The 649-nt window shown below is 63.2% G+C and carries 1 protein-coding gene; it reads right to left on the bottom strand.

Translation table 11 applies throughout. The annotated features are described in order from the left end of the window. On the bottom strand, positions 1 to 649 hold a 649-nt coding region (locus tag A5696_RS02555), incomplete at both ends, for a class I SAM-dependent methyltransferase (protein WP_067872938.1).

Here is a 649-nt window from a genome sequence, read left to right as displayed (position 1 = left end):
TGGCCGACGTTGCTGATGCCCTTCAGGAAGAAGTTTTCACACCCCGTCAGGTAGTGCATATAGCGGTCGTAGACCTCCTGGGACTGGATGGCGATCGCCTTTTCCCGGTTCGCCGCTAAATTCGCCGCCCACATATTGAGCGTGCGGGCGTAGTGCAGCTGCAACGAATGAATCCGGGTCACGTTGAAACCGGCCGCGTCCGCGTGCTCCTCTACCGACGGGATCGTCGGCAGCCAGCCACCGGGGAAGATCTCGGCCAGGATGAACTGGGTGAAGTGCACGATCTCGTGGGTCAGCGGTTTGCCCTGCGCCCGGGCGTGCTTGAAGGTCGGACGAGTGATGCTGTGCAGCAGCATGCTGCCGTCGGCCGGCAGCACTTCGTAGGCCATCTTGAAGAAGCGGCCCCAGCGCTGCCGCCCGAAATGCTCGAAAGCGCCGATGGAGACGATGCGGTCGACCGGCTCGTGGAACTTCTCCCAGCCCTCCAGGAGCACTTGGCGGCCGCGGTGGGTGTCCATCTCGTCGAACATCTTCTGCACGTGGGCGGCCTGATTCTCCGACAGCGTCAGGCCCACGACGTTCACGTCGTACTTCTCGATGGCGCGCCTCATGGTGGCGCCCCAGCCACACCCGATGTCCAGCAGGTCAT

The sequence above is a fragment of the Mycobacterium sp. E2699 genome (assembly GCF_001666745.1).
Taxonomy (GTDB): domain Bacteria; phylum Actinomycetota; class Actinomycetes; order Mycobacteriales; family Mycobacteriaceae; genus Mycobacterium.
The sequence above is the reverse complement of the archived record's forward strand: the minus strand, read 5'-3'. Positions and strand labels throughout refer to the sequence as shown.